This is a genomic window from Pseudoalteromonas sp. GB43 (assembly GCF_054923805.1).
Window position 1 is genome coordinate 62,530 of record NZ_JBPCHJ010000002.1, and the last position, 20,228, is coordinate 82,757.

The following is a 20,228-nucleotide window of genomic DNA, read 5'->3' on the forward strand; positions in this document are numbered from 1 at the left end:
TCCCCTTATTAAGCTTGTTCTTTCTTTGCTGCGCGTGTTGCTGCTGCTTTCTTGGCTGCTGCACTACGCTTAGCTTTTTCGGCTTCTTCTTCAAGAATCGCTGCTTTTTCCGCTTCAGCCGCAAGTTCAGCTTCGCGCTCTGCTTTAGCTTGGCGTTCAGCTTCAGCCGCGAGTTCAGCTTCGCGCTCTGCTTGGCTCATAACGTCTTCAAGCGGTACAAGGCCAGCACGGATAGCTGCTTCTTCTAAGTGCTTTGGTACTGTGCGTACTTCGCCTGATTTAACGCGGATAACATGACCGCCGATTGGTGCTGTTACACGGATTACGTTGCGTGAGAAGTTTTTTAATTGCATTGTTATTTTCTCTTAAGGTGGTAACTGGGGGTGCGTACGTCACCCCCGTTCAAGTTAGATTGCGAAGTCGATTCGCAGTACACCGTAGTCTTGCTTGACGTTACGGTCGGCAGTCTTCTTAGCGTCTTTGAACTGCATTTTCTTCATACCGAAGATTTTGCCGTACGCGATGCCGTAGTTGTTGCCGTAGTCGAAGTGGTCTCGCTCGTCCCATGAAGGAGAATCTAAGTCGATGAAACCTAGAGCCTGAGCACCACACAGTAAGCCCATGCAGCCTTCAACTGTGCCGTCTGCGCCCCACTTAGAACCAGCCTCAGCACCTAGCGTTGTAGGAACGTGGCGGAACTCGTGAATGTGTAGGCCGTCAACGATGTATGACTCACCGCCAGCGAATAACGTGTTGCTTTCACCACGAACGCCTGCATGACGCGCGTTTTCTTTGAAGTCAGGGTCTAACTTCAGTGCCGCTAGTGCCATTGGGTGTAAGAACAAGTGATACACTTCTGAGCCGCCGTTACCGCGAATACCACGGATATAGCGAGTTTTAGCGATCGCTTGTAGGCGAACGATGTGGTCATAACCTAACTTGTCGTCAGCCGTAATTGCAGTTGTATCTGCATCAACAACTTTACCGCCTTTAAGACACATTAAGTGGCGCTCTGAAGTAGGCGCTAAGCCACCCGCAGTGTTGAACGCAAGGTCAGATAGGTTGTCGTCATTTTTACCCTGACCAGGGCGAACGCGACCGTCGTTGGTTTGTGCGAAATCTAGGCCTGCTAACTGTAGGAACGTCATTTGGTCCATACGGTCAGATAACCAGTAAGCTAGTTGGTCACGGGCTTGCTCACGGAAGTTAACAACCGTCTTCTGGTCGTTCATCTTACCTGTGTTCTTAACAGCGTTTCGAAGTTGGTCAACTTCTACTTTGTCTTGGTGAGCAGTTAGCGTCGCTTCGTTGCCCGTCAGTTCGTTGTCACCAACGATACCGTCGCCGTGCATATCTGGTACTAAGGTCACGATTGCTTCTGTACCACGCTCTGACTTAGTCAGCTCCGTGATGCGTTGGATCATCGCGTTCTGGCCTGTACCCATGAACTTCGAAATGAACATCTTTTCGCGTGCTTGGTGCCACGTATCACGTGACCATACTTTTTTAGCGTCGTCGTCTAACGCTGAGAAATTAGTCTTTGCCATTTTAAGCATTTCCTTCGTTAGTCCCTGCGTCGTACTTCTTCTGGAACGACTACAGCGGACTTGTAAATCCGAGTGTTTGTGTCGTCCCGTAACGAGGGTCTAGCGATAAAATGCACGGCATAACTGAGCTGTGAGGCAGGATTGTTTGACAAGGCATCACCTTGGCGATATGGCTAAATATTAGCAAACCTAATATTTAAAGTAAACAGTGCAGCTAATAAAAGTATTTAGCAGTGATGCTGTCATTTATCTCATAGGGGCGAATTCTGTCATTGACGATGGTAATAATATTTTTTAGAGGGTACTATTTAATCGTGGGCTGGCTTAGAGGCGTTTGACGTAAGTGTAAGCTAACTTTTTATGCCGTATAATGTTTTCTGTAGGCATGAAAAAGCCCGCAAACCAAGGGAGTGCGAGCTTCTTTACTGGACTGCCTTTAGCAGAGGCAGACACTTAATTTTGACTTTAGCGGGTCATTATCAGATGAGGCTTACCAAATCTGATAACACATATTAGTGTAGCCAGTTAAGAACTTCAACCATTTTGGTTTAATTCAGTACGCTTTTTGAACTATCGCGTGTGTTTTACCAGAATGTAGGCGCTCCCATACTGCGTAATCCTTATTTGAGGAAATTAAATGACTAGACTACTTCTAGACCTAATGTCATCGATAGAGCTTGTAGGGAGCTTCTGGGGCTACGCCTCAGTTTTAACAGTCTGTATTACTGCAATCATTTTGCAGAAAATGGAAGGGGCTGCGAAAAAAGAATAGATAAGCAAAAGCCGACCACTGGGTCGGCTTTTTTACGTTTAGAGTATCAGGAACAGCACAGCGGCTACTATGGCAACCACTACACCCAGCGCCGTAGCGATTGCTGAGTGAACCCATGCACCGATGACAACGTAGGTAGGGTAAGTCATACCCGCCCCCGCCAGTCTGCGGCCTGTGAGTGGGCACACGGCTAGAACCCACATTAGGCCGAATAGGACAGCGAACGAGATCATTCTACGTAATCGCCACGTGCATGAGCTAACGCTTCTTTGCTAAGCTTGCCGAACTCGTCGTCGCCTAACTTAGAAATATCAATTCGAGGTCTGTTGTTCTCACCTGAACCGCCTAGCTTACCACGCTCTTTGTTGGCCGCTTCTAGCTTGCGCTTAGCGTTGATTGGCTTCTGGCGAGGCTTAGCCATGTCAGGCTTAGGCTTCTCGTATTACGGTCAACTAGGCCATTGTCCAATGCAACAAGCTTAACTGACTTCATAAGCGCTTCAGCCATCGACATGCCACGGTCAACGTACAGGTCACGCATTTCGACAACTTCTTCGATTAGGCCTTGGTCGGCATCTTCGTTGCTGCTGTCTAGCTCTGGGTAACTTTCGCTAAGCTGTGCCGCTGTGCTCTGTAATTCGCTTACGGCACGGTCACGGTCAATCTCAGAACGAACACGGCCTGACACTTCAGCTTCCGTTGCTTCACGAACTAACTGGCTTTGAGAGGCCATCATCTTGCCGAAGATTTCGAACGCCTTGTCCGTTTCACCGTCAAGCATCGCTTCCTGCATACCCTCAAAATCTTCGCGTGTGAACGCCTGTGCCTGTTTCTCAGGTTTAGGGTTATCATCCTGCGGTGCTTGCTCTTTAGCGCTTCTGAGCTGTTTCAGCTCGTCCTCAAGCGCACGACGTTTCAAGATTTCCTTGTTTAGTCGAGACAGTGGGACTTTAGCGTTTGACTTACCTTTGGGCTGCTCAAGCTCTTCGTCTTCGCTTTCTTCTTCAGAATCAGCCTCGTCAGCATCTTCGCCCGCTTCTTCCGTAGACTCGTCTTCTTCTTCCAGATCGTCTTGCTCGACATCCAACTCACCTTCTTCTTCTTCGTCTAGTTCTTCCTGTTCAGGCTCTTCCTGTTCAGGCTCGTCATCCACGATGAAGTCGCCACGCTCTTCTGGCGTAGGAGGTGTGTAGTCATCGTCCAGTACAACTGTACTTGCGTTTAGTCCGTTGATGTCTTGGTTTGCAGCCATTATTAGTCACCCTTTTTGTTATTTTTATCAGTGTTACTGTTATTTTCGGCATTATACGCTAAATCCATAGATTTCATAGCGATTTGGCTAGAAATACGTTTATCGTTCATGCTGTTTTGGTTCTGGTGGCCTCTAGCCGCCAGTGCGATGCGTAGTGACAGCTCTTGCTGTTTGGTCTCACGTTCTTGCTCTAGGCGCTTAAGCTCCATCTGAGCCTCGTTGAAGCCTTCCAGCGAGTTAGCCTTCGCCATCTTCTCTTTAGCCGTAGCCAGTGCCACGCCGATGTCCGCGTCCATCTTCTCAAGCTCTTTGCGAAGCATGTTAATCTGGTGCTCGACTTGTAGTTCTTCAAGCGCTGCTTGTTCCTCGGTAGGTTCACCGAAGCCTTGGCTGTTCTTAAGGAACTCAGCGATTTCGCCACGTTTGTTAAGGTTAGAGTGCTGTACGACAACATGGTCAGGGATTGCGACACCCATTTCACGTAAGCGCAATGCTTCTTCAAGCTCTTGGTCAGCCATAGTGCCGCCTGCTGCTTTGAAGCCAACTTCAACTGCGTAGTCACCCACTGTTACATCGTTCAGGATATTACCGTCGTCCTGTGGCATATTGATGCCGATCTGTTCTGTTCGTTCCTCACCCTGCATGATGCTTGAACCCGTGTTGTTGAAGTAGCGAGTCTCTGTGTAAAAGTCCTGCACTAGCTCAAGTATCTTACGGCCTACACTTCTACGCGCACGCTTCAAGTTACCAACGACAACTGACACTTGGATTTGACCACGGCTGATTGCTGCTTCTTGCGCACGGCCTGACTGGTCTGCTCGCGATGTGCCAAGCATTGACGAGTTAACTGCCGAGATTTCACGGATAGTCGAAGCGGCTTTCTGTGAGATTCGGTCGATACCGGTAGGGATTTGGTTTGGCTGAATCTTGTCTGGCTTTTCGTAGCCACGCTTGTACTGAAGCACTAGGCCTGTTTCAGCGCCGCGCTCTTCTAAGTCTTCAGCGTCCATGTCAACGAGCGAGTCTTCTTGGATCACCCAGCCTGAGTTAGCCGTCGTATTAACGATGTGCAACTCTTGTGAGCTGGTCTTGTTTAGAAGGTTCTGCGGGTCGATAAGGTTATCAACTGGGCCGAACGGATTACCGCGACGGAAGTACGGGAAGAACGGTACAATAGTGAACGAGCGATAGATTGACCAATCATCATCAAGCACTACGTCGTCTGCCGTTACAGTCATGCGAACTCGGCGACCTTTGCGCTTAATTACTTCTAGGCCGTACTTTTCTGCGAAGGCTTCTGCTTCTTCTTTCTTCGAGCCATACGGTACTGGGCGAAGTGCACCAGTCGTCAGGTCAGCAAAGAAATACTGGTCATCAACTCGATAGTGTTGGCGTTCGATAACACGGATGCGGCGAAGCTCACGGCTGTCGGCCTCGTCCTGCTGTGGTCTACGCTCACCGCCGAATGTCTGCTCGAAATACTCGAAGTTCTCGACCGAGCCAACCATACCGCTATCGACTAAGCCTTCTAGCTCTTCGGCCTTGTCCCAACCATAAGTCGCACCGATTTCATCAGGCGTCAACCAGCGTGAAATGAATACCTCATTCCATGTGGCAGGGTCAGCGCTCTTGGCCTCACTGTCTGGGATAATATCGACTGGGTCTTCGTGCGTTACTACAACCTCACCTTGTAAGTTACGTTCGAACGACATACGCACGTCGAAGTAGCCACGACCAGTGATAAGGCCATCAGCAAACACGTCTTCTTCCACGTCGTCAAAATTACACGCGTCAAGAATCGTCTTAGTGATTGTGTTAAGGGCGAAGGCTGTCTGTTCGTCACCATAGTCGCGAGGGCGATAGGTTACTTCGACCTTACGCTCAAGCTGCTCGCCAATGATAGCGTTCACGGTAGATAGAATCATGTTCAGTGTAAGAGCTGGTCGGCCTTCACCGTCTAGGCGTGCCTTGTCCTCTTTCTTCCACTGTTCCCCAGCGTAATACTTGTTATTGCGTATCGCGCGTTTAATGAAGTCTTTGTGCTTGGAGCTGTTAGCTTCCTCGAAACGAGCAAAGTTATCGCGAGCTAATATCTTGCCTTCGAGCTTTTTGCGCGGCGATGTCTTCTTAGTCATGTTTATCCAGCCTATCTGTCAGGCGCTCAATGGCGTTCTTTAGAGCATCGAGTGTCGAATCTAGTTTCGCGCTGCCAATCTCAAGCTTGCGGATACTCTCGTTGTTCAGCTTTGTCTGGTCTTTTAGAGGCTTAATAACGACCGTGTGCCATAGGCCTACGACACCGACTACTAAACCCCCAAAAGAAACGACTATCTGGAAAGTCTTAACGTCCAAGGTTCACCCTGTTTTATTATTATTGTTTTACTGTTGGGATATAATAACAGTGACACTAATAATTAACAACGCGAAGCTATGCAGACATGCCCGATTTACGTGCTTTCCTGCCACCGCCATACTTGCCCAACTTATCCTTAAACGACTTCTTAGGTTTGGCCTTCTTCTCGTTGCGAATACCGAACAACATAATCATCTGACCAATCCAAGCTAAGGCGTCCACTTGGTCATCGTTAGCGCCTAGAGGGAACTTAAGTAGCTCATTCTGTAGCGCAGACATCCAAGGGGTTGACTCAACTGTCGGAAAGTAAACCTTGCCCTGCTCCATACGACCCTGAATAGGTCTCGCACGTGTACCCTTGTCCGCGCCGCGTGTCCTAAGCTTCTCGTAACGTAGAGAGATACCGCGCTCTTGCTCGGCCTTCTGGATGAATGGCTCAAGGGTTAGCTCTATTTGGCCTGTCTCGATGCCGAATAGTTCTGGGTTGTACCGCTCTTGTATCTCGAACATCTGGTCGATTAGTCCCAGCGAGTTCCAGCGCCCCCGCTTCAGGTCAATGAGCCAAATGTTCTGTTTCCGGTCGATACCCACAACGGCGAACACGCTGTAGTCGGCAGTCTGCTTAGTTGAGATAGCCAAGTCAGCGGACGCATACAAGCGCATTTCATTCAACGGTGGGCACTCCGACGGGTGATAGTAGCGGAACATATCTTTAGTGAAGAAGTCACCGTCTTCTGATACTGGGCGCTGTTGGTATAGTGCTTCCCAGTCTCGCGGGATCATCGCACGCTTGATACGACGAAGCGCAGGCAGTGGGTAGCGGTCTTCGTGCAGCGCTTCACCCTTTTTACGGTACTTCTCGTCTTGTGTTGCAATGGCTGGGTATTCCACCAAGTCCCATTGGTCAACGTCTTCAGAGATTGGTTCGCCCTTCTCTGCTGCTTCCTTCTTCGCTTCAGCAAATACGTTAAGCAACCAGCCCGCTAAGTCGTCATCGTGCCAGCGAGTCTGAATGATAAGGACACCACCACCGGGGGCAAGACGTGTATAGAACGCTGACGAGTACCAGTCTTTCACTTTCTGGCGTGTAACTTCCGACTCGGCCTCTTCACGGTTCTTCACGGGGTCATCAATGATACCCAAGTGAGCACCACGACCTGTGATTGGACCACCTACACCCGCCGCAGTGAAGCCGCCACCTTCAGTCGTCATCCACTTTTTAACGCTCTTCGTGTCTGGCGATAGTCGAGTCTTGAACGCGGCCTTGAACTTGTCGGTGTCGAGTAAGTCACGGCACTTACGGCTGAAGTCCTCTGCTAAGTCGCCCGAGTAAGAACAGGTAATAACCTCATGCGTCGGGTTACGGCCTAAGTACCAGCTAGGGAAAGTCTTTGAACCGATTTCACTCTTACCGTGACGTGGCGGCATGGTGATCATCAAACGTGGTGAAAGGCCGTTCTCGATGTCCTGTGCAAACTTTTCCAGCCGCATACAAATGTCAGCATGAACCCAACCCGGCATATACGCGTCATTGTGTCGCTTAATGAACGGCAGTAACCGTCGGCGCACAAGCTCACGTTCTGCAAGCTCTTTCTTGGCCTCAAGTTCTGCGTTGAATGACTCGATTTCCTCATGGTCTATGCGCTGCATTTCCATCTGCACACGGTCTATCTGGTCTTTGTTTGTAGGCCGAACGAACGTACCGAGCGACTTAGCACATGGTATGCAGTGTCGCTTGTCGTACATTTCAAAGTGCGGGATGGACTTCAAACATTCATGACAATGTTCTACTTTAACCATCCTCTGACACCTCCATGTAATCGTCAGGTGATAGGTGTATCTCTTGGCCTGCCAGCTTCATTAGCTGTTCGTCGTCCATTGATTCCATTTGAGAACGGTTGGTCACAGTGACTTCGACCTTCTCAGGCGTCGCTAGGCCGTGCAGCTTAACCAGCGAGTCAACGGCACGTATCTCTTCCATCGCCGTAGCGGATTTCGCGTGCGCCTCAAGGTAGAGCGCCGTTGCGTCGTCTTTGGTGAACTCAATAGCACCAGCCTGAACTGCAACTTGTCGCTGCATTTCGCGCATGTATGAGATAGCGAGTTTGATGTCTTCGCGTTCGGATAATTCCGCGACAGCACGCGCTGGGTGTCGGTAGCCCGCAGCTCTAGCCGCAGCAGAAGGGTTAACCCCCTGCGTGCGACGTTGAACGTAAGTTTCTTCTTGAGCTGTGAGTTTTGCGATACCGAGTGATGCGTAGCTGCCACTTAAAGTTTGCAGTGACAGGTCGCTCATATTAATCCCTCCAGACGAAGGTGTTGCTACCCACGTGTGCCCACTGCTCTTCGTCGTACTCAAGAGCCTCTGTGACGGTCAAACGGACAGAAGTATAGGTAATGCCCCCCATTCGCTTTTCGCCCACGTAGACGATCTTAGGCGTCGTTTTTAGGCCTATGGTGTCGATGGCTGTGCCAGCAAACATGCCTAAAGGGATAACGAGCGTGATTTGTCTTGGCTCGCTCTTAATCTCAGTATTCGCTTCGTACATTAGGTCTTCTGCCACTTCTACTAGTTGAGTAGCCAGCGCCTTAAGTTTTCCAGCGAGGTCTTTCTTATTCATTATTATTAGCCTTACTGTTGATGTTGGCTAATAGTACCACTAATGGTTATCGTCGCAAAAAATTTGCAGAAAAATAATTGAGATTCGTCGATAGAAGACCCCCGCCCCCTTGTTCGTTTTTAGTTGAGAGTTGCCCGTGGTTTTTCTGTGTTTGTGGTTGGTTGTTGTTATGTATGTGTCTTCTCTGTGAAGGCGCGGTCAGTTCGGATTGATTCTGATTCGGACTATTCAACACAGATGGGATTGAACCTACTTAGGAGTCCCTTAAACAATAAAGGTAAATACAATGAAAAACACTTTAATCACTCACGCTACATCTCAAGAAATCGTTGTTGACGGCAAGGCTATGCTCAGCCTATCAGTGGCTAAGTTCGCAGAGCAGGTCACACTGGCTGTAGATGAAATGGCTACGGTATATGGACACACCACTAACCGAGTCATAGGCTCGCTGTCAGGTGCTATGCGTAGAGAGTTAAACAGATATATATACAAGGCAGACGGTGCAGTCAGCGCCTCAATGTCAGCAGCACTGATGAACAAGGAAGCAGGCAAGGTCAAGGAGTTGAGCAAGCGCGTACAAGCTGTGGCGGACTGGGCTGAAGAGTTATTCGACAACTACAAACCACACGCAGACATACTGGCTGGCCTGTCATCGTTCGAGGTCGAGTTCCACCCATTCCAACGCCAAGTCGCTCGCACATTCGAGGTCAACAACGAGTTGGATGCTGAAGAGCATGACGAGTACACGTTCGACGACTCAGAGGACTACATGGACGACATGGCCTCACTATGGCTGGAAGAGCAATCGTTGATAGCTGAAATGTCACAGGCTGAGCTGCGGACACAGAAGGTAAACGTCACACAAGCAATGGACAGCGAGCCACAGTTCGAGACACACAACATCACCAAAGAGGAATGGGTCGAAGACCGTGTCCACCGTAAGCCTGACGAATGGTACGAAGCAAGCCGCTTCTCAGCATGGGACGCTATTGCACACGTCATGGAAGAAGGTAAGAAGTCACCGCACTATCCGCTAGTTGTTGAGACCATCGGAGACATGCCAGAGAAGAAGCTAGGCTATGCAACGAAGGTTATGCGCAAGGCGATAGACATGGAGCTGCGTATTGACTACCTAGAGAGCCGTAAGGTCTACATTCAAGACCAAATACACAAGATGGACAACACAAGCGAAGAACTCACGATAGCAGCTATGTCGAACTCATTTAGAGAGGACGAGATAGACGAGCTAGACATGAATCTGCGCGATGCACGTAAGGTTTACAACTTCTTAGCGCATCAAGCAGCACAGTTCGAGCAATGGTTGTCGCTTGTTCAGCTGGACACACCACACCGCGTCTACTCTTCATACGTCGCCTTCGACCCTGTTGAGTTCATGGTCAACCAGATGGTTAAGAAAGCTGGCTATCAAGGCGAACGCGTCAGTCCACGTGCTCTAACACAGTTCCAAAAGGACGCATACAAGATGCTGGGCAACCCGACGACGATTGAGTCATTCAAGCTAGAAGATGGAGACAACGCAGGCTTGGAGCTGTGGGGTATTCACTTCACATCGGGAGCACATGACGAGCTGAAGGACGCAGCACGCAGCATTTCAAAAGTACGCGCTATCAAGAACCGTCACGATGAACTTGGCGCACGAGCTGAGAAGTTAGACAAGATAGTTAAGAGCGCAGCAATGCGCAATAAAAAGCCTACTAGCCCTTTCGAGCTAGAGGCCATCACGAAAAAATTCTTATTCTAAGAAAACTTAGATAAAGAAAATAAAGACAGGGTGTTACCAGCACCCTGTCTTCGCCACGCACTATAAGAGAGAGAAAAACATATGTCAATCAACACTTTATCAATCGACGATTTATTCGACACTAACGACCTGTTCGAGAGCGCAGCACACTTCGAGGCATCACTAGCCGAGGTTGACACGCCTGTTGCTGAGAAGATACGCATAAGAGCGTACAGCGCTGAGTATTACGAGTGGATAGGCCAGAGCATACCAATGCCTGAGAAAAGCCCTGAGATTAAGGCTGTGGAGCTAATCAAGGCATCTAGCCACGGTAAGGACTGCAAAGCATGTGACGGCACAGGCCTGTATCGCATCCACAAGCACAACAAAGACATTCCATGCGCCAAGTGTGCAGGCAAAGGCTACATCACCCCAATCGACGAAGCACGCGGCAAAGCGTACACAGCACGTCGTAACGCTGGCCTACCGATGGACGCAAGCCACACTGACTACATTCACTAGTCTGTAGCCCTCGTCATTCCTACAAATCTTAATAGCCTGGTCAAACACCGAAAGGGACACTGAACAACGGCTAAAACATCTGCTTTTAGGGCACAGTCAGGGCGATGGCGCACAGGTATGTTGTTCTGTCTCGCCAGTCAGTGAAGAGTGAAGAGGTGAAGAAACAGCGGGTATGTGAGTGTGAGAAGTGAGAAGTGAGAAGTGAGGAAGTGAGGATCAATAAAGAATAAAAAATGAATGTCGATAGTCGCTCATATAACAACGATCAGATTCTATATAACAAGCGGTTAGGAGAGGGATATAGAGCAATGTGGACAGCAATGTGGTTCATGCGGTTTGGAGAGTGGGCGTTGTGATTGTAAGTGGGGAGCTTAGATTTTGCTTACAGACGTTCCACTTAACCTCAACGCTTAGTACGCTTCGTACAGCCCGCTACGCTCTTACACTCGTTCCTCGTTCCACATGTCCGGCGTCCTGCGTCAAGGTAGATTCCACGACTGACACAAAAGTCCAAGCGATCACCCCACTGACTGCACACAAGCCGAGAGCGGGATAACGGTTACGAATTTACTTTTACTGGGGCCTCTTATGACAGAATTATAGAGTCATTCCGATAGAGGCCACACTACTGAGGCCACACTACTGAGGCCGTACTACTGAGGCCGCTCGCCGAGCAACGACCACTGACCACTGACCACTGACCACTGACCACTGACCAACACACAACGCGCACCACTCACCGCGCGACGCACGACGAACAACACTCACCGCCTGCTGCTCACTGCATACTGCAGGACGCGACACCACCGCGCATCGACCAGTGAGAAGTGAACAGCTAGCGGCGCTCAACACAGACTGGCCGACCTTCATAGGCCGACCTTCAACACAGGATAGACACATGCAACCGATTAACGCACTACACCGCCGACTGCTGGCTGCTGAGCCAACGCTTGACCTCTTCACACTTAGCGGGCGAGTAACAGCGCTCGGCATGATAGGCCAATGGCTAGACCACTGCGGTCAATGCTTAGATAAGGCGCACGCCCTTCAAGCGGCAGGCGACCGACGAGCAGCGGCTAAGCCCTACCAACAATGGTTCAACCTGACGATACAGATTGGGCAGTTGCACGACCTGATACACGAAGCTATCCAGCTACACGACAAACAACAAGCAGCATAGAACAGGAGACATTCGCATGGCGATGAACACGACCAACACAATTGAACGAATCAAGATGGCACGACGCGCGATGGGCGACCAACGTCAGCAATGGCAGGCGGCGATGGACGCAGGGCTTAGAGGACGAGCCGAGTACCATGCCCAACAAGCGGCGATGTACGGGCGAGAAGTGAAACGCCTACTAGACCGCTGCCCGACCTTCATTTACAGTTAATTGCAAAACAACGGGGAGAAAGTCGTTAAGGAACAACAGCTTGCACGCGGGTAGTGCTACTTTTACGGCTTTCGGCCAATATTCGACGCGTATTGAATAGCGGGTACAGGGCGTTTTCGGGGCGGTGGACGCAAGATAGGCAAAGTGTCCAAGTTATGACACCGACTGTCCACCCGTTGTCCAACCCCCTTGGACAGCCACAGCCCAGAGGACGCAACGCCCAGAGCGATTTGTCCAACTTGTCCAACTTTTTTCTACCCTACACTGTGTAATAACTATTATTCATTATTTAATACTTAACACATAGTAAAAACTTTTCTCTCAACGCTAGGCTGTAGAAGTTGGACAACTTGGACAACATGGACACTGTACGAATGTCGAGCAACTAGCGGCTCTCGTATAATTCCAACAAACTGTCATAAAACGGGTGCGGGGTAAGTGACCACTAACAGGTCGTACCAGTGAAAGTGTCCAACTTATTTTTGAAACTTGGACACCAACTTGGACAACTTGGACACATTGTTTAATCATTAACCACTTTGCGCAGATTATCGACAGGTGGTTAATGATTGCACAAAGACATGCAATTTCACACGATAGACGCCCGATATGAGGCGAACCGACCAAAACAGACAATTAGGAGCACAGAATGAGTGTAACAGTACCCTACTCGCGGCGGCGGAGATATGTTCAGCCATACTTCGACCAAGGAGTGTATTTGTTTGAAATCGAAGGCGCAACACTGAACGGCGCAGGCGACCCAGCTATCAACATGAGAGTGTTGGAGTCGTTTGACGGGCGTCGTGTTGGTGTCTACTACTTCCGCAACTTTCATCTTACTGCAGCTACCAGCGAGAAGTCTCGCGCCCTGTGGGACAGAAAGTTCGACATGCTACTCTCAGCGCTCGGCATCCAAGAGCTAAATGACCTCGGTGTCCTTGTAGGCCGCACGGTGCTTGTGGAGTTCACGAAGGCAGGCCTTGAGCCATTGCCCAACTTCTTATCACCTGAAGCGCGAATGAAAGCACCGCCAACGTTCACTACCGAGCTGGCTGCTGCTTAAATATATTAGCGCTACTGTTGACATAGGTTAACAGTGGCATTACCATTCGCGACCTTTGACGGAGGGAGAGCAATGCCCAAAGCAAGAACAAGAGCTGTTAAGTTTAACAGCATGTCGTACCGCCAACGAGCGGAGAAACGCCTAGCACGCACGGCTTTCGGCTGTCTAGGTATAGTAGTAATACTGTTGGCAGCGGCTATAAGCTACGCCAGCAAGTAACGAACAACAAACAACTAACACAACTTACAGAGAGAATCCCCGATGGAAACTATTCGCACTAACGCAATGACAGCTACTGAAGTAACAACGCTAATCAAGAACTTCATGGGCAACCCACTCCACGCGCTAAGCAAGGACTTGCACCCGCTAATCATAGGCAAGCTGTTCGCCGAAGGCACAGGCGCTAGATACCGCCATCAGCTAATGGGTGCAGCTATTAACTCAATGTTTGTAGAGGAACTGGCAGCGAACATCAAGTTCGACCGCGAGAACCCACAACAGATGATTGAGCAAACCATCGAGTACATGACTGTGATGTTCAAGGAGCAACTTGAGCACTTCGCTGCGCAACCTATCGCCCTAGAATCGGCGACGATAACGCACGACGAATACTACGCGAAACGTGACGAGAAGCCTGAGCAGGCCGACGAAGAACCTGCAGTAAGCAGCGAACCATCGGACGACGTGCCAGAAGAGATTGTCGAACTACTTGACGCTATCGCTGACGCAATGGGTGGCGAAGGCTGTGGTGAGTGTGAAGGCTGTAAGCGCCGCGCGGCTAAGAAAGCTGAAGCGCAACAGGCGAATGACTAGAACTCTATTGCGGGTATTCCAAGGCGGAATGTCCGCCTTAAGCAATAAAAAGGAATACCCCATGTTCGGCAGCAAAGAACAAGCAAGAATAATTAATGAACTAACAGCGCGCGTTTCAGCACTGGAAAGCGCCCTACGCCAGAACCGACGTGAAGCCGTGAAGTCACACGACCGTATCGACCAAGCAAACCTACGAGTAGCGAACATCGAGCACTACATCGGTATGCGTTCACACAGCTTCAATGACGGCGGTCGCATGTGGAACTACATGCAACTGCACAAAGACATAAAGAACGGACAGCGCCCACAGTCGTTGTTCGTAACCAAATCAAGAGTACAAGCAGCATGACAGACAACAACCAATACCTACCAGTCACCCAAGCGGCGGCGGTTGAAACAAAGATTCAGAACTCAGTAAAGATTAGCAAGCAGCTAATGAAGTCTGAGCTCAAGAAGCGCATCGACGACCTAACGAAAGAAGAGCGCGAGGCTGACACCAAACTATCAGTGGCACGCGACTTGGTGAAGATGGCGACCAGAACGCTAGTCGAGAAACACGCAATGGACTACGTAGCCAGAGATGGCGAGCTGACGCGCATACGTAACTTCTTCAACAAGTTCTCATGTATTGAGCGCGATGCGGCTGAGAAATACTTCGACAAGAACACAGACATGGTTCGTTGTGTTGAAACAGGCCTTGCTGAGTCTTGCATGTTAGGCACTAGCAACTTCAAGAACATGTGGCCTGAGTACCAAAAGCAGTTTGAGGAAGACGGCACGTTGAACCTGACTGTTGAGTTGCGTATTCGTGACTATGAAACAACTGACTACCATGAAAACTATTTGCGATTCGACCTTGATTTCCATGCAACCGAAGAGCTTTACAAGCTGAGCGATGCCTTCAAGGAAGCGGAAGAGAAGTGGCGCGAGCTGAGCAACAAGCTTGATTCACTCAAAGAGAAGCTGAACGGCATCGACCAAGTTGCTGAACAGATGGAGGCACAGCTATTAGTTCAAGAGCTTAGCCAGTCAGAAGAAGGTCGCTTGGCACTTGAGACCGCAGGCCAACTGGTAGGCGACATGCTGGGCGAGACCCCTACTCTTCTACAGCTGAGCGGTGACAGCAATGGTTAAGCACCCATACGCTGTCCAGCTATTGATTGAAGCGGGTACTTACGAGAAGTATGTCACCCTAGTCGGCGAAGCACGAACAGAGGACGAGGCTATCACAATGGCCTTGCTCCAAGAGTGCCACAACGAGCTGTACGAAGACGAAAAAGAAGAAGGTAAGTTCATCGACGACATCTTCACATACTCAGTGCGCAACGTTGCACAGGTGTCGTACGACGAATATCTAGTAATCAAGAAATACACAGGAGCATGGTAAATGGCAAGTCATAACAACGTACTGGTTGAACGCGCAGACATTCAAGACATGGAATTTCATGTAGACCTAGAAGCTGTGGTGGCTGACTTTGTATCAACCCCTAGCGACATCAAAGACGTATTAGCAAGTGTTGACAGCGACGACGTTGCTGCCTTCGTTGCAGCATGGCTGAACGACGAATACAACTCAGGTGAGTTTGTCCCTGCAATACGTCACATCATGTATGCGAATACCATGCTAGACCTAGCGAGCCTACTAATCGCCGCCGCTGAGCAAGAGCTTGAAGATGGTACGGACGTGGACCCGCTGTGTGTCGAGAAGATGGTAGCTGAAGAGCTTGCGAAGCGCGGTCATACTGAAGAAATGCAGAAAGTGTTATCGGAAGATTACGAACTGGCGGAAGCACTGAAGCAGCAGCTATTCGGAGACCACAGCAGAGCCTTGCGCAAGATTAGCCAGTCACTAGAACCAGCTATCGAAGCGCAGCGAAGCATTCTTGACGACACAAGCAAGCCTATGCTTGAGCGCATTGACGCTGCGGCACGCATCAAAGACCTGTCGGAGCTAATCAAAGCGATTAACCCTACCAATGAAAAACAACCTTTAGAGGAAGCAGCATGAACCATAATTCATTTCAAAGCCAGTTAGCAGCAGCAAAAGGCGCACCAGCGAAAGCCGCACCAGCGAAAACACCGACTGCACCAGTCTACAGCAAGACACCGGTAGTCGAAATTAACACCGTAACATTCCTAAATGGTTCAGCAGTTGAGAGTTACTCGACCGACGAACTAGTGGAGATTGTACGCAGCCTTGAAGCACGTCGAGCGGAACTTGAAGGCATTAAGGCCGAGAGCGGCAAGATCAAAGAGATGGTAAAGGCCATTGATGAAGACATTAAGCAAGTTATTGGGTTCATTGATGAGCGCGATTAACAGTACCACTACTATCAGCGGCATTAGTGGTAGCACAGTGACCATCAACGGTCAGTCGTTCAAAGGCGGTGACGTGGTGATTGCTAATGGTCGCGTTTACGTGGACGGCAAAGCACAGACAGTGCAGGCCGAACCAGAAATCAAAATCGAGATTGAAGGCGCTGTCCACTCAGTCTCGACCACATCAGGCGACGTGTCAGTGAACGGCACAGTCGAGCGAGTTAAAACGATGTCAGGCGACGTTGAAGCTAAGGCCATCACTGGCAATGCAGAGACTATGTCGGGTGACATCATAGTTAAACCATAACCAACACAGGTATTAATCATGAAAAAATTGAAGCTAGGCCTACGCCTTAATGCGTACAACCGCCAGAAGATTGCACAAGCTGTAGTACACTCAAAAATCGGTGGTCGTATTGACAGCCTGAACCGCGAGCTAGCTGAGCTGGGCAAAGAAGTTTACCAATCACTGTTCGACATGTACGGCCTTGGCAACCTTTGTGCTGACGGCCAAGACGTATCGACTATCATAGAAGGCACACTGCCTACTGCCCCGCACTTAACAGTTGTAAGCGCTGACCGTGGCTCAATCATGAACCTTGAGTTCGGCGGTGTGAAGCCTATCCCTTACCGCTATCAGGTGGGCAACGTTAACGAAGCATTGTTCGAAGACTTGCCGATGATGGAAGAGCGCATCATGGGTGTATTCCCTAAGAGCGCCTATGTGCAGAAGCAGGCGGCTGAGATTCAAGAGAAGATTATCGCTTTCCTTGAAGGCCACAAAACACTTCGTACAGTGGTTGAAGAAGCCCCAGAACTGGCTGACATCATCCCCGACGAATACTGTGAAGCACCAGTCGAAGGTAAGTCACTGGACAGCATCTTGTCGGGCGACGAGCCTGCCGAAGAAACTGCAGTATCGGAAGAAGCTGCGGAAGAGTCAACAGAAGAACAGGAAGGTGCTGCATGAGCAGCACTTTCAACCGCAACGACCGCCTAACGCTGGACGTGATCAAAAAGGCTTTTAACCTAGACATTATCGTTTTCCTTGACTGGGAATCGTTCTACAAGTCGAAGGCCAACCAAGGTTCTAAGTCGTACAGCCTGAAGTCTCTAACCTACCCTGAGTACATCTTAGGCGAGCGTTTCCATGAGACAGGCCTAGGTTTAGCAATCGACCTTGACGAGACCATTTTGTACGGACATGGCAATGATTTCTACCGTGAACAGATGGACATGATCAAACGTGCAAGAGCAGACGGCCTGCGTGTTGGCGTTGTTGCTCACAATACAACGTTTGATGGTGCAATCTGTAACTGGGTGCATGGCGTTGAGTTCGACTTCTACTTCGACACAATGCTCATGCGTAAGTATCTAGCTGCGCACAAACCAGCACGCCTTGACGCGTGTGCAAAAGACGAGTGGCCTGATGACCCTGCATTGCGTAAAGGTAATGACTTGGCGGACGTTGACGGTATCAAGTACGAGTACATCACCGACGAGCAGCACGCATCGCTTGCTAAGTATTGCCGTCAGGACGTTAACCTAATGCGTCGCTTGTTCTTGGCTTACGTACCGCGTATTGGCCTTGGCGAAAGCATCGAGTTAAACGCTATGAACATCACGCTACGTGGTGCGATTGAGCCGCAGTTCGACATCAAAAACGAGCTACTGCATGAAGTGTTGGTCGAAGAGCGAGAGAAAGACGGCAAAGCGGTTGTTGCGGCTATTGAGTATTGCTTAGAGCACGACATCAAAGACGTAACACCTAAGACGTTCGGCTCTAACCAGCAGTACGAACAGCTACTACGCGAGTTCGGCCTAACTGTGCCTAAGAAGATTTCGAAGACCACAGGCCTACTGTCACCAGCACTGGGCAAGGGCGACCCTGAGTACATTCGACTACAGATTGACAACCCACAGCACGCAGCGCTCTACAAAGCCCGTGAACGTGTGAAGTCAACCATCGCGTCGAGTCGTGCCCAGCGTATGATTAGCGTTTCAGAGACCTTCCGCAGTGTTGGTTTTGATGACGCATGTATGCCGTTTTTCCTTAACTACTATGGTGCGGGACAGACAGGCCGTTGGTCGGGTGGGCAGAAGCTTAACCAGCAGAACAACACCCGTGGCGGTAAGCACCGTCTATCAATGTTAGCGCCTGATGGTTATCAGATTGGTGTGTGTGACTTATCGAACATCGAGCTACGTGTGAATATGTGGTTCTGTGGTCAAACTGACGTATTAGACCAGATGAAGGCCACCGATGACCTACCAGACGACCACCCAGACAAGTATGACTACTACTGTGACGTAGCGGGCGGCATCTTCGACCGTAAAATCACAAAGTCGCAGGACAAGAACGAGCGCCAAATGGGTAAGGCTGCGGGCTTAGGCCTAGGCTTCGCTATGGGCTGGTTCGGCTTCCAACAATACCTTGCAAGTGGTCCGCTGGGCATGGAACCGATGTTCAAAGACGATGCGTTCTGTCGCGGCGTAAAGAACTCGTACGACACCAAGCACTACGCAGTTAAGGCTATGTGGCACTACCTAGCGAACACTGTAATGCCAGTGTTGGTTAACGGTGGCGAGCTACGATTCGGCCCTAATGACTCGTACTTGGCACGCAAAGACCAGATTGTTCTACCTTCAGGCCGCGTACTTCAGTACAGCAACGCCCGTTACAAAGGCGAAGAGACTCAGTCAGGCGTGACGATGAAAGTCGTGTTCGACTCTGACAAGTACGACCGCTGGGGTAAACCAGTCCCTAAATACCTATGGCACGGCCTACTAATCGAGAACATCGCGCAGGCAACAGCTCGCGACATTCTTGCCGAACAGCTTGTGAACGTGAACGCAGAGCTTGAAGACACTGGCCTAGGCTGGGTTATGGGTAGCGTACACGATGAAATTCTAGCCGCTCTAACTGAGCGAGACCTTGACCGTGCGTACGCCGTAATGGAGCGACACATGGCAGTAGCCCCTAGCTGGGCAGTGGGCTTACCACTGGCTAACGACGGTGGCTACGCAAAAGAGTATTCAAAATAAGAGTAAACCAGAGGGCGGCGTCCTTGTACCCGCCCTATTTCCCCATTGAAGAGAATTAAATATGTCAGTTCAAAACATCGCAGACAACGCTACAGCAATCCTTGAAGAAATCGTAAAAGTAGCTGATGACCATAACAAAACCGTTGACCAATTCAACGAGGCCGTTGACGAAATCGAACGTCTACGCGCACAGGTGGAAGACATGCAGAACGTCATCAATGAGAAGAACCGACTACTAGACAAACAGAGCATGGTGATTGATAAGGCCGTCGAGCACAAAGGCATCGACAAGGCGGAAATCACGCGCTTGAAAGCAGAGCTGAAGCACCTACAGCAGCTTGACCCTAAACGCTTGTTCAAAGTTAACAAGACCCAGAAAGCAACGATTGCTGACCTTAAGGCGACAATCAAAGACCTTGAAGAGAAACGCAAAGACTCAATGCGCAAGGCTACTGAGATTGCACGCAAGGCCAAAGAAGAAGGACAAGCGCCGTTCTACGTTGACCCTGTGACGGGCAACAGCCTCCGAGCTATTCCGCGCATGTATGTAGCTAAGAACAATGAGTACGGCGGTATGCCTGACACACCAGTTCTTGAGTTCCATCACCGAGACCGTGGCATCACACGCCAAGGCACATTGCTGCAGAACGGCAAGGTCGCATGGGCAGCAGCACAGAACTCAGCGCCGACCGAGTCTGACGCTCAAATCGCAAAAGATTATATCCTGACGGACGCTAAGCGCCGTGGGGTGAAAATTAAATTCACTAAAGAACTAGAGGCCGCATAA

Annotated in this window: 24 protein-coding genes; 15 read left to right on the plus strand and 9 right to left on the minus strand. The window is 49.9% G+C overall.

Annotation, left to right across the window (positions count from 1 at the left end; translation table 11 throughout):
• Positions 1–8 precede the first annotated feature (8 nt).
• Both ACRWSG_RS17545 and ACRWSG_RS17550 read right to left on the minus strand, forming a co-directional pair.
• On the minus strand, positions 9–353 hold the full coding sequence (locus ACRWSG_RS17545; protein ID WP_462167013.1) for a hypothetical protein: 345 nt from the start codon (positions 351–353) through the stop codon (positions 9–11).
• 54 nt (positions 354–407) lie between these two features.
• Positions 408–1,547, minus strand: coding sequence for a N4-gp56 family major capsid protein (locus tag ACRWSG_RS17550; protein ID WP_335989604.1), 1,140 nt, complete (start codon positions 1,545–1,547; stop codon positions 408–410).
• Positions 1,548–2,184: 637 nt separating this feature from the next.
• Between ACRWSG_RS17550 and ACRWSG_RS17555 the strand changes: the two genes are divergently transcribed.
• Entirely contained in the window at positions 2,185–2,319 is a 135-nt protein-coding gene (locus ACRWSG_RS17555; RefSeq protein WP_462167014.1) for a hypothetical protein, read from the plus strand.
• A gap of 229 nt (positions 2,320–2,548) precedes the next feature.
• On the opposite strand, the gene ACRWSG_RS17560 is transcribed toward ACRWSG_RS17555, so the two are convergent.
• The 6 genes from ACRWSG_RS17560 to ACRWSG_RS17585 all read right to left on the minus strand — a co-directional run bounded on the left by ACRWSG_RS17560 (position 2,549) and on the right by ACRWSG_RS17585 (position 8,544).
• Positions 2,549–2,740 carry a hypothetical protein gene (locus ACRWSG_RS17560; RefSeq protein ID WP_462167015.1) on the minus strand — a complete coding sequence of 64 codons (192 nt, stop codon included), beginning with the start codon at positions 2,738–2,740 and terminating at the stop codon, positions 2,549–2,551.
• Positions 2,695–3,570, minus strand: a complete 876-nt coding sequence (locus tag ACRWSG_RS17565; protein ID WP_462167016.1) for a hypothetical protein — start codon at positions 3,568–3,570, stop codon at positions 2,695–2,697. The genes ACRWSG_RS17560 and ACRWSG_RS17565 overlap by 46 nt, the downstream gene beginning before the upstream one ends.
• A 2-nt stretch (positions 3,571–3,572) precedes the next feature.
• Entirely contained in the window at positions 3,573–5,705 is a 2,133-nt protein-coding gene (locus ACRWSG_RS17570) for a portal protein (RefSeq protein WP_462167018.1), read from the minus strand.
• A 293-nt stretch (positions 5,706–5,998) separates the two neighbouring features.
• Positions 5,999–7,723 (minus strand): phage terminase large subunit, encoded by a 1,725-nt coding sequence (gene terL, locus ACRWSG_RS17575; RefSeq protein ID WP_462167019.1) that lies wholly within the window; start codon positions 7,721–7,723, stop codon positions 5,999–6,001.
• Positions 7,716–8,219, minus strand: coding sequence for a hypothetical protein (locus ACRWSG_RS17580; protein ID WP_462167020.1), 504 nt, complete (start codon positions 8,217–8,219; stop codon positions 7,716–7,718). Before ACRWSG_RS17580 ends, terL begins: the two co-directional genes overlap by 8 nt.
• Before the next feature lies 1 nt (position 8,220).
• On the minus strand, positions 8,221–8,544 hold the full coding sequence (locus ACRWSG_RS17585; protein ID WP_462167021.1) for a hypothetical protein: 324 nt from the start codon (positions 8,542–8,544) through the stop codon (positions 8,221–8,223).
• 286 nt (positions 8,545–8,830) lie between these two features.
• On the opposite strand from ACRWSG_RS17585, the gene ACRWSG_RS17590 reads away from it, so the two are divergent.
• Both ACRWSG_RS17590 and ACRWSG_RS17595 read left to right on the plus strand, forming a co-directional pair.
• On the plus strand, positions 8,831–10,306 hold the full coding sequence (locus ACRWSG_RS17590) for a hypothetical protein (RefSeq protein ID WP_462167022.1): 1,476 nt from the start codon (positions 8,831–8,833) through the stop codon (positions 10,304–10,306).
• A gap of 81 nt (positions 10,307–10,387) precedes the next feature.
• Complete coding sequence (locus ACRWSG_RS17595) at positions 10,388–10,807, plus strand: hypothetical protein (protein ID WP_462167023.1); 420 nt, start codon at positions 10,388–10,390, stop codon at positions 10,805–10,807.
• A 639-nt stretch (positions 10,808–11,446) separates the two neighbouring features.
• Here ACRWSG_RS17595 and ACRWSG_RS17600 read toward each other — a convergent pair.
• Positions 11,447–11,611, minus strand: coding sequence for a hypothetical protein (locus tag ACRWSG_RS17600; protein WP_462167024.1), 165 nt, complete (start codon positions 11,609–11,611; stop codon positions 11,447–11,449).
• Positions 11,612–12,042: 431 nt separating this feature from the next.
• Here ACRWSG_RS17600 and ACRWSG_RS17605 point away from each other — a divergent pair, with 431 nt between their 5' ends.
• The 12 genes from ACRWSG_RS17605 to ACRWSG_RS17660 all read left to right on the plus strand — a co-directional run bounded on the left by ACRWSG_RS17605 (position 12,043) and on the right by ACRWSG_RS17660 (position 20,228).
• On the plus strand, positions 12,043–12,201 hold the full coding sequence (locus ACRWSG_RS17605; RefSeq protein WP_250660493.1) for a hypothetical protein: 159 nt from the start codon (positions 12,043–12,045) through the stop codon (positions 12,199–12,201).
• A 718-nt stretch (positions 12,202–12,919) separates the two neighbouring features.
• The gene (locus ACRWSG_RS17610; protein WP_250660492.1) at positions 12,920–13,264 is read left to right on the plus strand and encodes a hypothetical protein; all 345 of its coding nucleotides are present in this window, start codon (positions 12,920–12,922) and stop codon (positions 13,262–13,264) included.
• 261 nt (positions 13,265–13,525) lie between these two features.
• The gene (locus ACRWSG_RS17615) at positions 13,526–14,077 is read left to right on the plus strand and encodes a hypothetical protein (RefSeq protein ID WP_462167025.1); all 552 of its coding nucleotides are present in this window, start codon (positions 13,526–13,528) and stop codon (positions 14,075–14,077) included.
• 61 nt (positions 14,078–14,138) lie between these two features.
• Positions 14,139–14,426 carry a hypothetical protein gene (locus tag ACRWSG_RS17620; RefSeq protein ID WP_462167027.1) on the plus strand — a complete coding sequence of 96 codons (288 nt, stop codon included), beginning with the start codon at positions 14,139–14,141 and terminating at the stop codon, positions 14,424–14,426.
• Positions 14,427–14,605: 179 nt separating this feature from the next.
• The gene (locus ACRWSG_RS17625) at positions 14,606–15,211 is read left to right on the plus strand and encodes a hypothetical protein (RefSeq protein ID WP_462167028.1); all 606 of its coding nucleotides are present in this window, start codon (positions 14,606–14,608) and stop codon (positions 15,209–15,211) included.
• A 97-nt stretch (positions 15,212–15,308) separates the two neighbouring features.
• Positions 15,309–15,464, plus strand: coding sequence for a hypothetical protein (locus ACRWSG_RS17630; protein ID WP_462167029.1), 156 nt, complete (start codon positions 15,309–15,311; stop codon positions 15,462–15,464).
• The gene (locus tag ACRWSG_RS17635; protein ID WP_462167030.1) at positions 15,465–16,085 is read left to right on the plus strand and encodes a hypothetical protein; all 621 of its coding nucleotides are present in this window, start codon (positions 15,465–15,467) and stop codon (positions 16,083–16,085) included.
• Entirely contained in the window at positions 16,082–16,396 is a 315-nt protein-coding gene (locus tag ACRWSG_RS17640; protein WP_462167031.1) for a hypothetical protein, read from the plus strand. The genes ACRWSG_RS17635 and ACRWSG_RS17640 overlap by 4 nt, the downstream gene beginning before the upstream one ends.
• The gene (locus ACRWSG_RS17645) at positions 16,383–16,703 is read left to right on the plus strand and encodes a hypothetical protein (RefSeq protein ID WP_462167032.1); all 321 of its coding nucleotides are present in this window, start codon (positions 16,383–16,385) and stop codon (positions 16,701–16,703) included. The genes ACRWSG_RS17640 and ACRWSG_RS17645 overlap by 14 nt, the downstream gene beginning before the upstream one ends.
• Positions 16,704–16,730: 27 nt before the next feature.
• Positions 16,731–17,366 carry a hypothetical protein gene (locus ACRWSG_RS17650; protein WP_462167034.1) on the plus strand — a complete coding sequence of 212 codons (636 nt, stop codon included), beginning with the start codon at positions 16,731–16,733 and terminating at the stop codon, positions 17,364–17,366.
• Positions 17,363–19,441: a DNA polymerase family A protein gene (locus ACRWSG_RS17655; protein ID WP_462167036.1), complete on the plus strand. Its 2,079-nt coding sequence runs from the start codon at positions 17,363–17,365 to the stop codon at positions 19,439–19,441. The genes ACRWSG_RS17650 and ACRWSG_RS17655 overlap by 4 nt, the downstream gene beginning before the upstream one ends.
• Positions 19,442–19,502: 61 nt before the next feature.
• Positions 19,503–20,228, plus strand: coding sequence for a hypothetical protein (locus ACRWSG_RS17660; RefSeq protein WP_462167037.1), 726 nt, complete (start codon positions 19,503–19,505; stop codon positions 20,226–20,228).

Coding starts and splice junctions, on each gene's coding strand:
- ACRWSG_RS17570 (WP_462167018.1), bottom strand. CDS start 5,705: ATGACTAAGAAGACATCGCCGCGCAAAAAGCTCGAAGGCAAGATATTA.
- ACRWSG_RS17595 (WP_462167023.1), top strand. CDS start 10,388: ATGTCAATCAACACTTTATCAATCGACGATTTATTCGACACTAACGAC.
- ACRWSG_RS17550 (WP_335989604.1), bottom strand. CDS start 1,547: ATGGCAAAGACTAATTTCTCAGCGTTAGACGACGACGCTAAAAAAGTA.
- ACRWSG_RS17645 (WP_462167032.1), top strand. CDS start 16,383: ATGAGCGCGATTAACAGTACCACTACTATCAGCGGCATTAGTGGTAGC.
- terL (WP_462167019.1), bottom strand. CDS start 7,723: ATGGTTAAAGTAGAACATTGTCATGAATGTTTGAAGTCCATCCCGCAC.
- ACRWSG_RS17660 (WP_462167037.1), top strand. CDS start 19,503: ATGTCAGTTCAAAACATCGCAGACAACGCTACAGCAATCCTTGAAGAA.
- ACRWSG_RS17545 (WP_462167013.1), bottom strand. CDS start 353: ATGCAATTAAAAAACTTCTCACGCAACGTAATCCGTGTAACAGCACCA.
- ACRWSG_RS17605 (WP_250660493.1), top strand. CDS start 12,043: ATGGCACGACGCGCGATGGGCGACCAACGTCAGCAATGGCAGGCGGCG.
- ACRWSG_RS17630 (WP_462167029.1), top strand. CDS start 15,309: ATGGCCTTGCTCCAAGAGTGCCACAACGAGCTGTACGAAGACGAAAAA.
- ACRWSG_RS17585 (WP_462167021.1), bottom strand. CDS start 8,544: ATGAATAAGAAAGACCTCGCTGGAAAACTTAAGGCGCTGGCTACTCAA.
- ACRWSG_RS17555 (WP_462167014.1), top strand. CDS start 2,185: ATGACTAGACTACTTCTAGACCTAATGTCATCGATAGAGCTTGTAGGG.
- ACRWSG_RS17580 (WP_462167020.1), bottom strand. CDS start 8,219: ATGAGCGACCTGTCACTGCAAACTTTAAGTGGCAGCTACGCATCACTC.
- ACRWSG_RS17625 (WP_462167028.1), top strand. CDS start 14,606: ATGGCGACCAGAACGCTAGTCGAGAAACACGCAATGGACTACGTAGCC.
- ACRWSG_RS17635 (WP_462167030.1), top strand. CDS start 15,465: ATGGCAAGTCATAACAACGTACTGGTTGAACGCGCAGACATTCAAGAC.
- ACRWSG_RS17655 (WP_462167036.1), top strand. CDS start 17,363: ATGAGCAGCACTTTCAACCGCAACGACCGCCTAACGCTGGACGTGATC.
- ACRWSG_RS17590 (WP_462167022.1), top strand. CDS start 8,831: ATGAAAAACACTTTAATCACTCACGCTACATCTCAAGAAATCGTTGTT.
- ACRWSG_RS17620 (WP_462167027.1), top strand. CDS start 14,139: ATGTTCGGCAGCAAAGAACAAGCAAGAATAATTAATGAACTAACAGCG.
- ACRWSG_RS17640 (WP_462167031.1), top strand. CDS start 16,082: ATGAACCATAATTCATTTCAAAGCCAGTTAGCAGCAGCAAAAGGCGCA.
- ACRWSG_RS17615 (WP_462167025.1), top strand. CDS start 13,526: ATGGAAACTATTCGCACTAACGCAATGACAGCTACTGAAGTAACAACG.
- ACRWSG_RS17565 (WP_462167016.1), bottom strand. CDS start 3,570: ATGGCTGCAAACCAAGACATCAACGGACTAAACGCAAGTACAGTTGTA.
- ACRWSG_RS17560 (WP_462167015.1), bottom strand. CDS start 2,740: ATGGCTAAGCCTCGCCAGAAGCCAATCAACGCTAAGCGCAAGCTAGAA.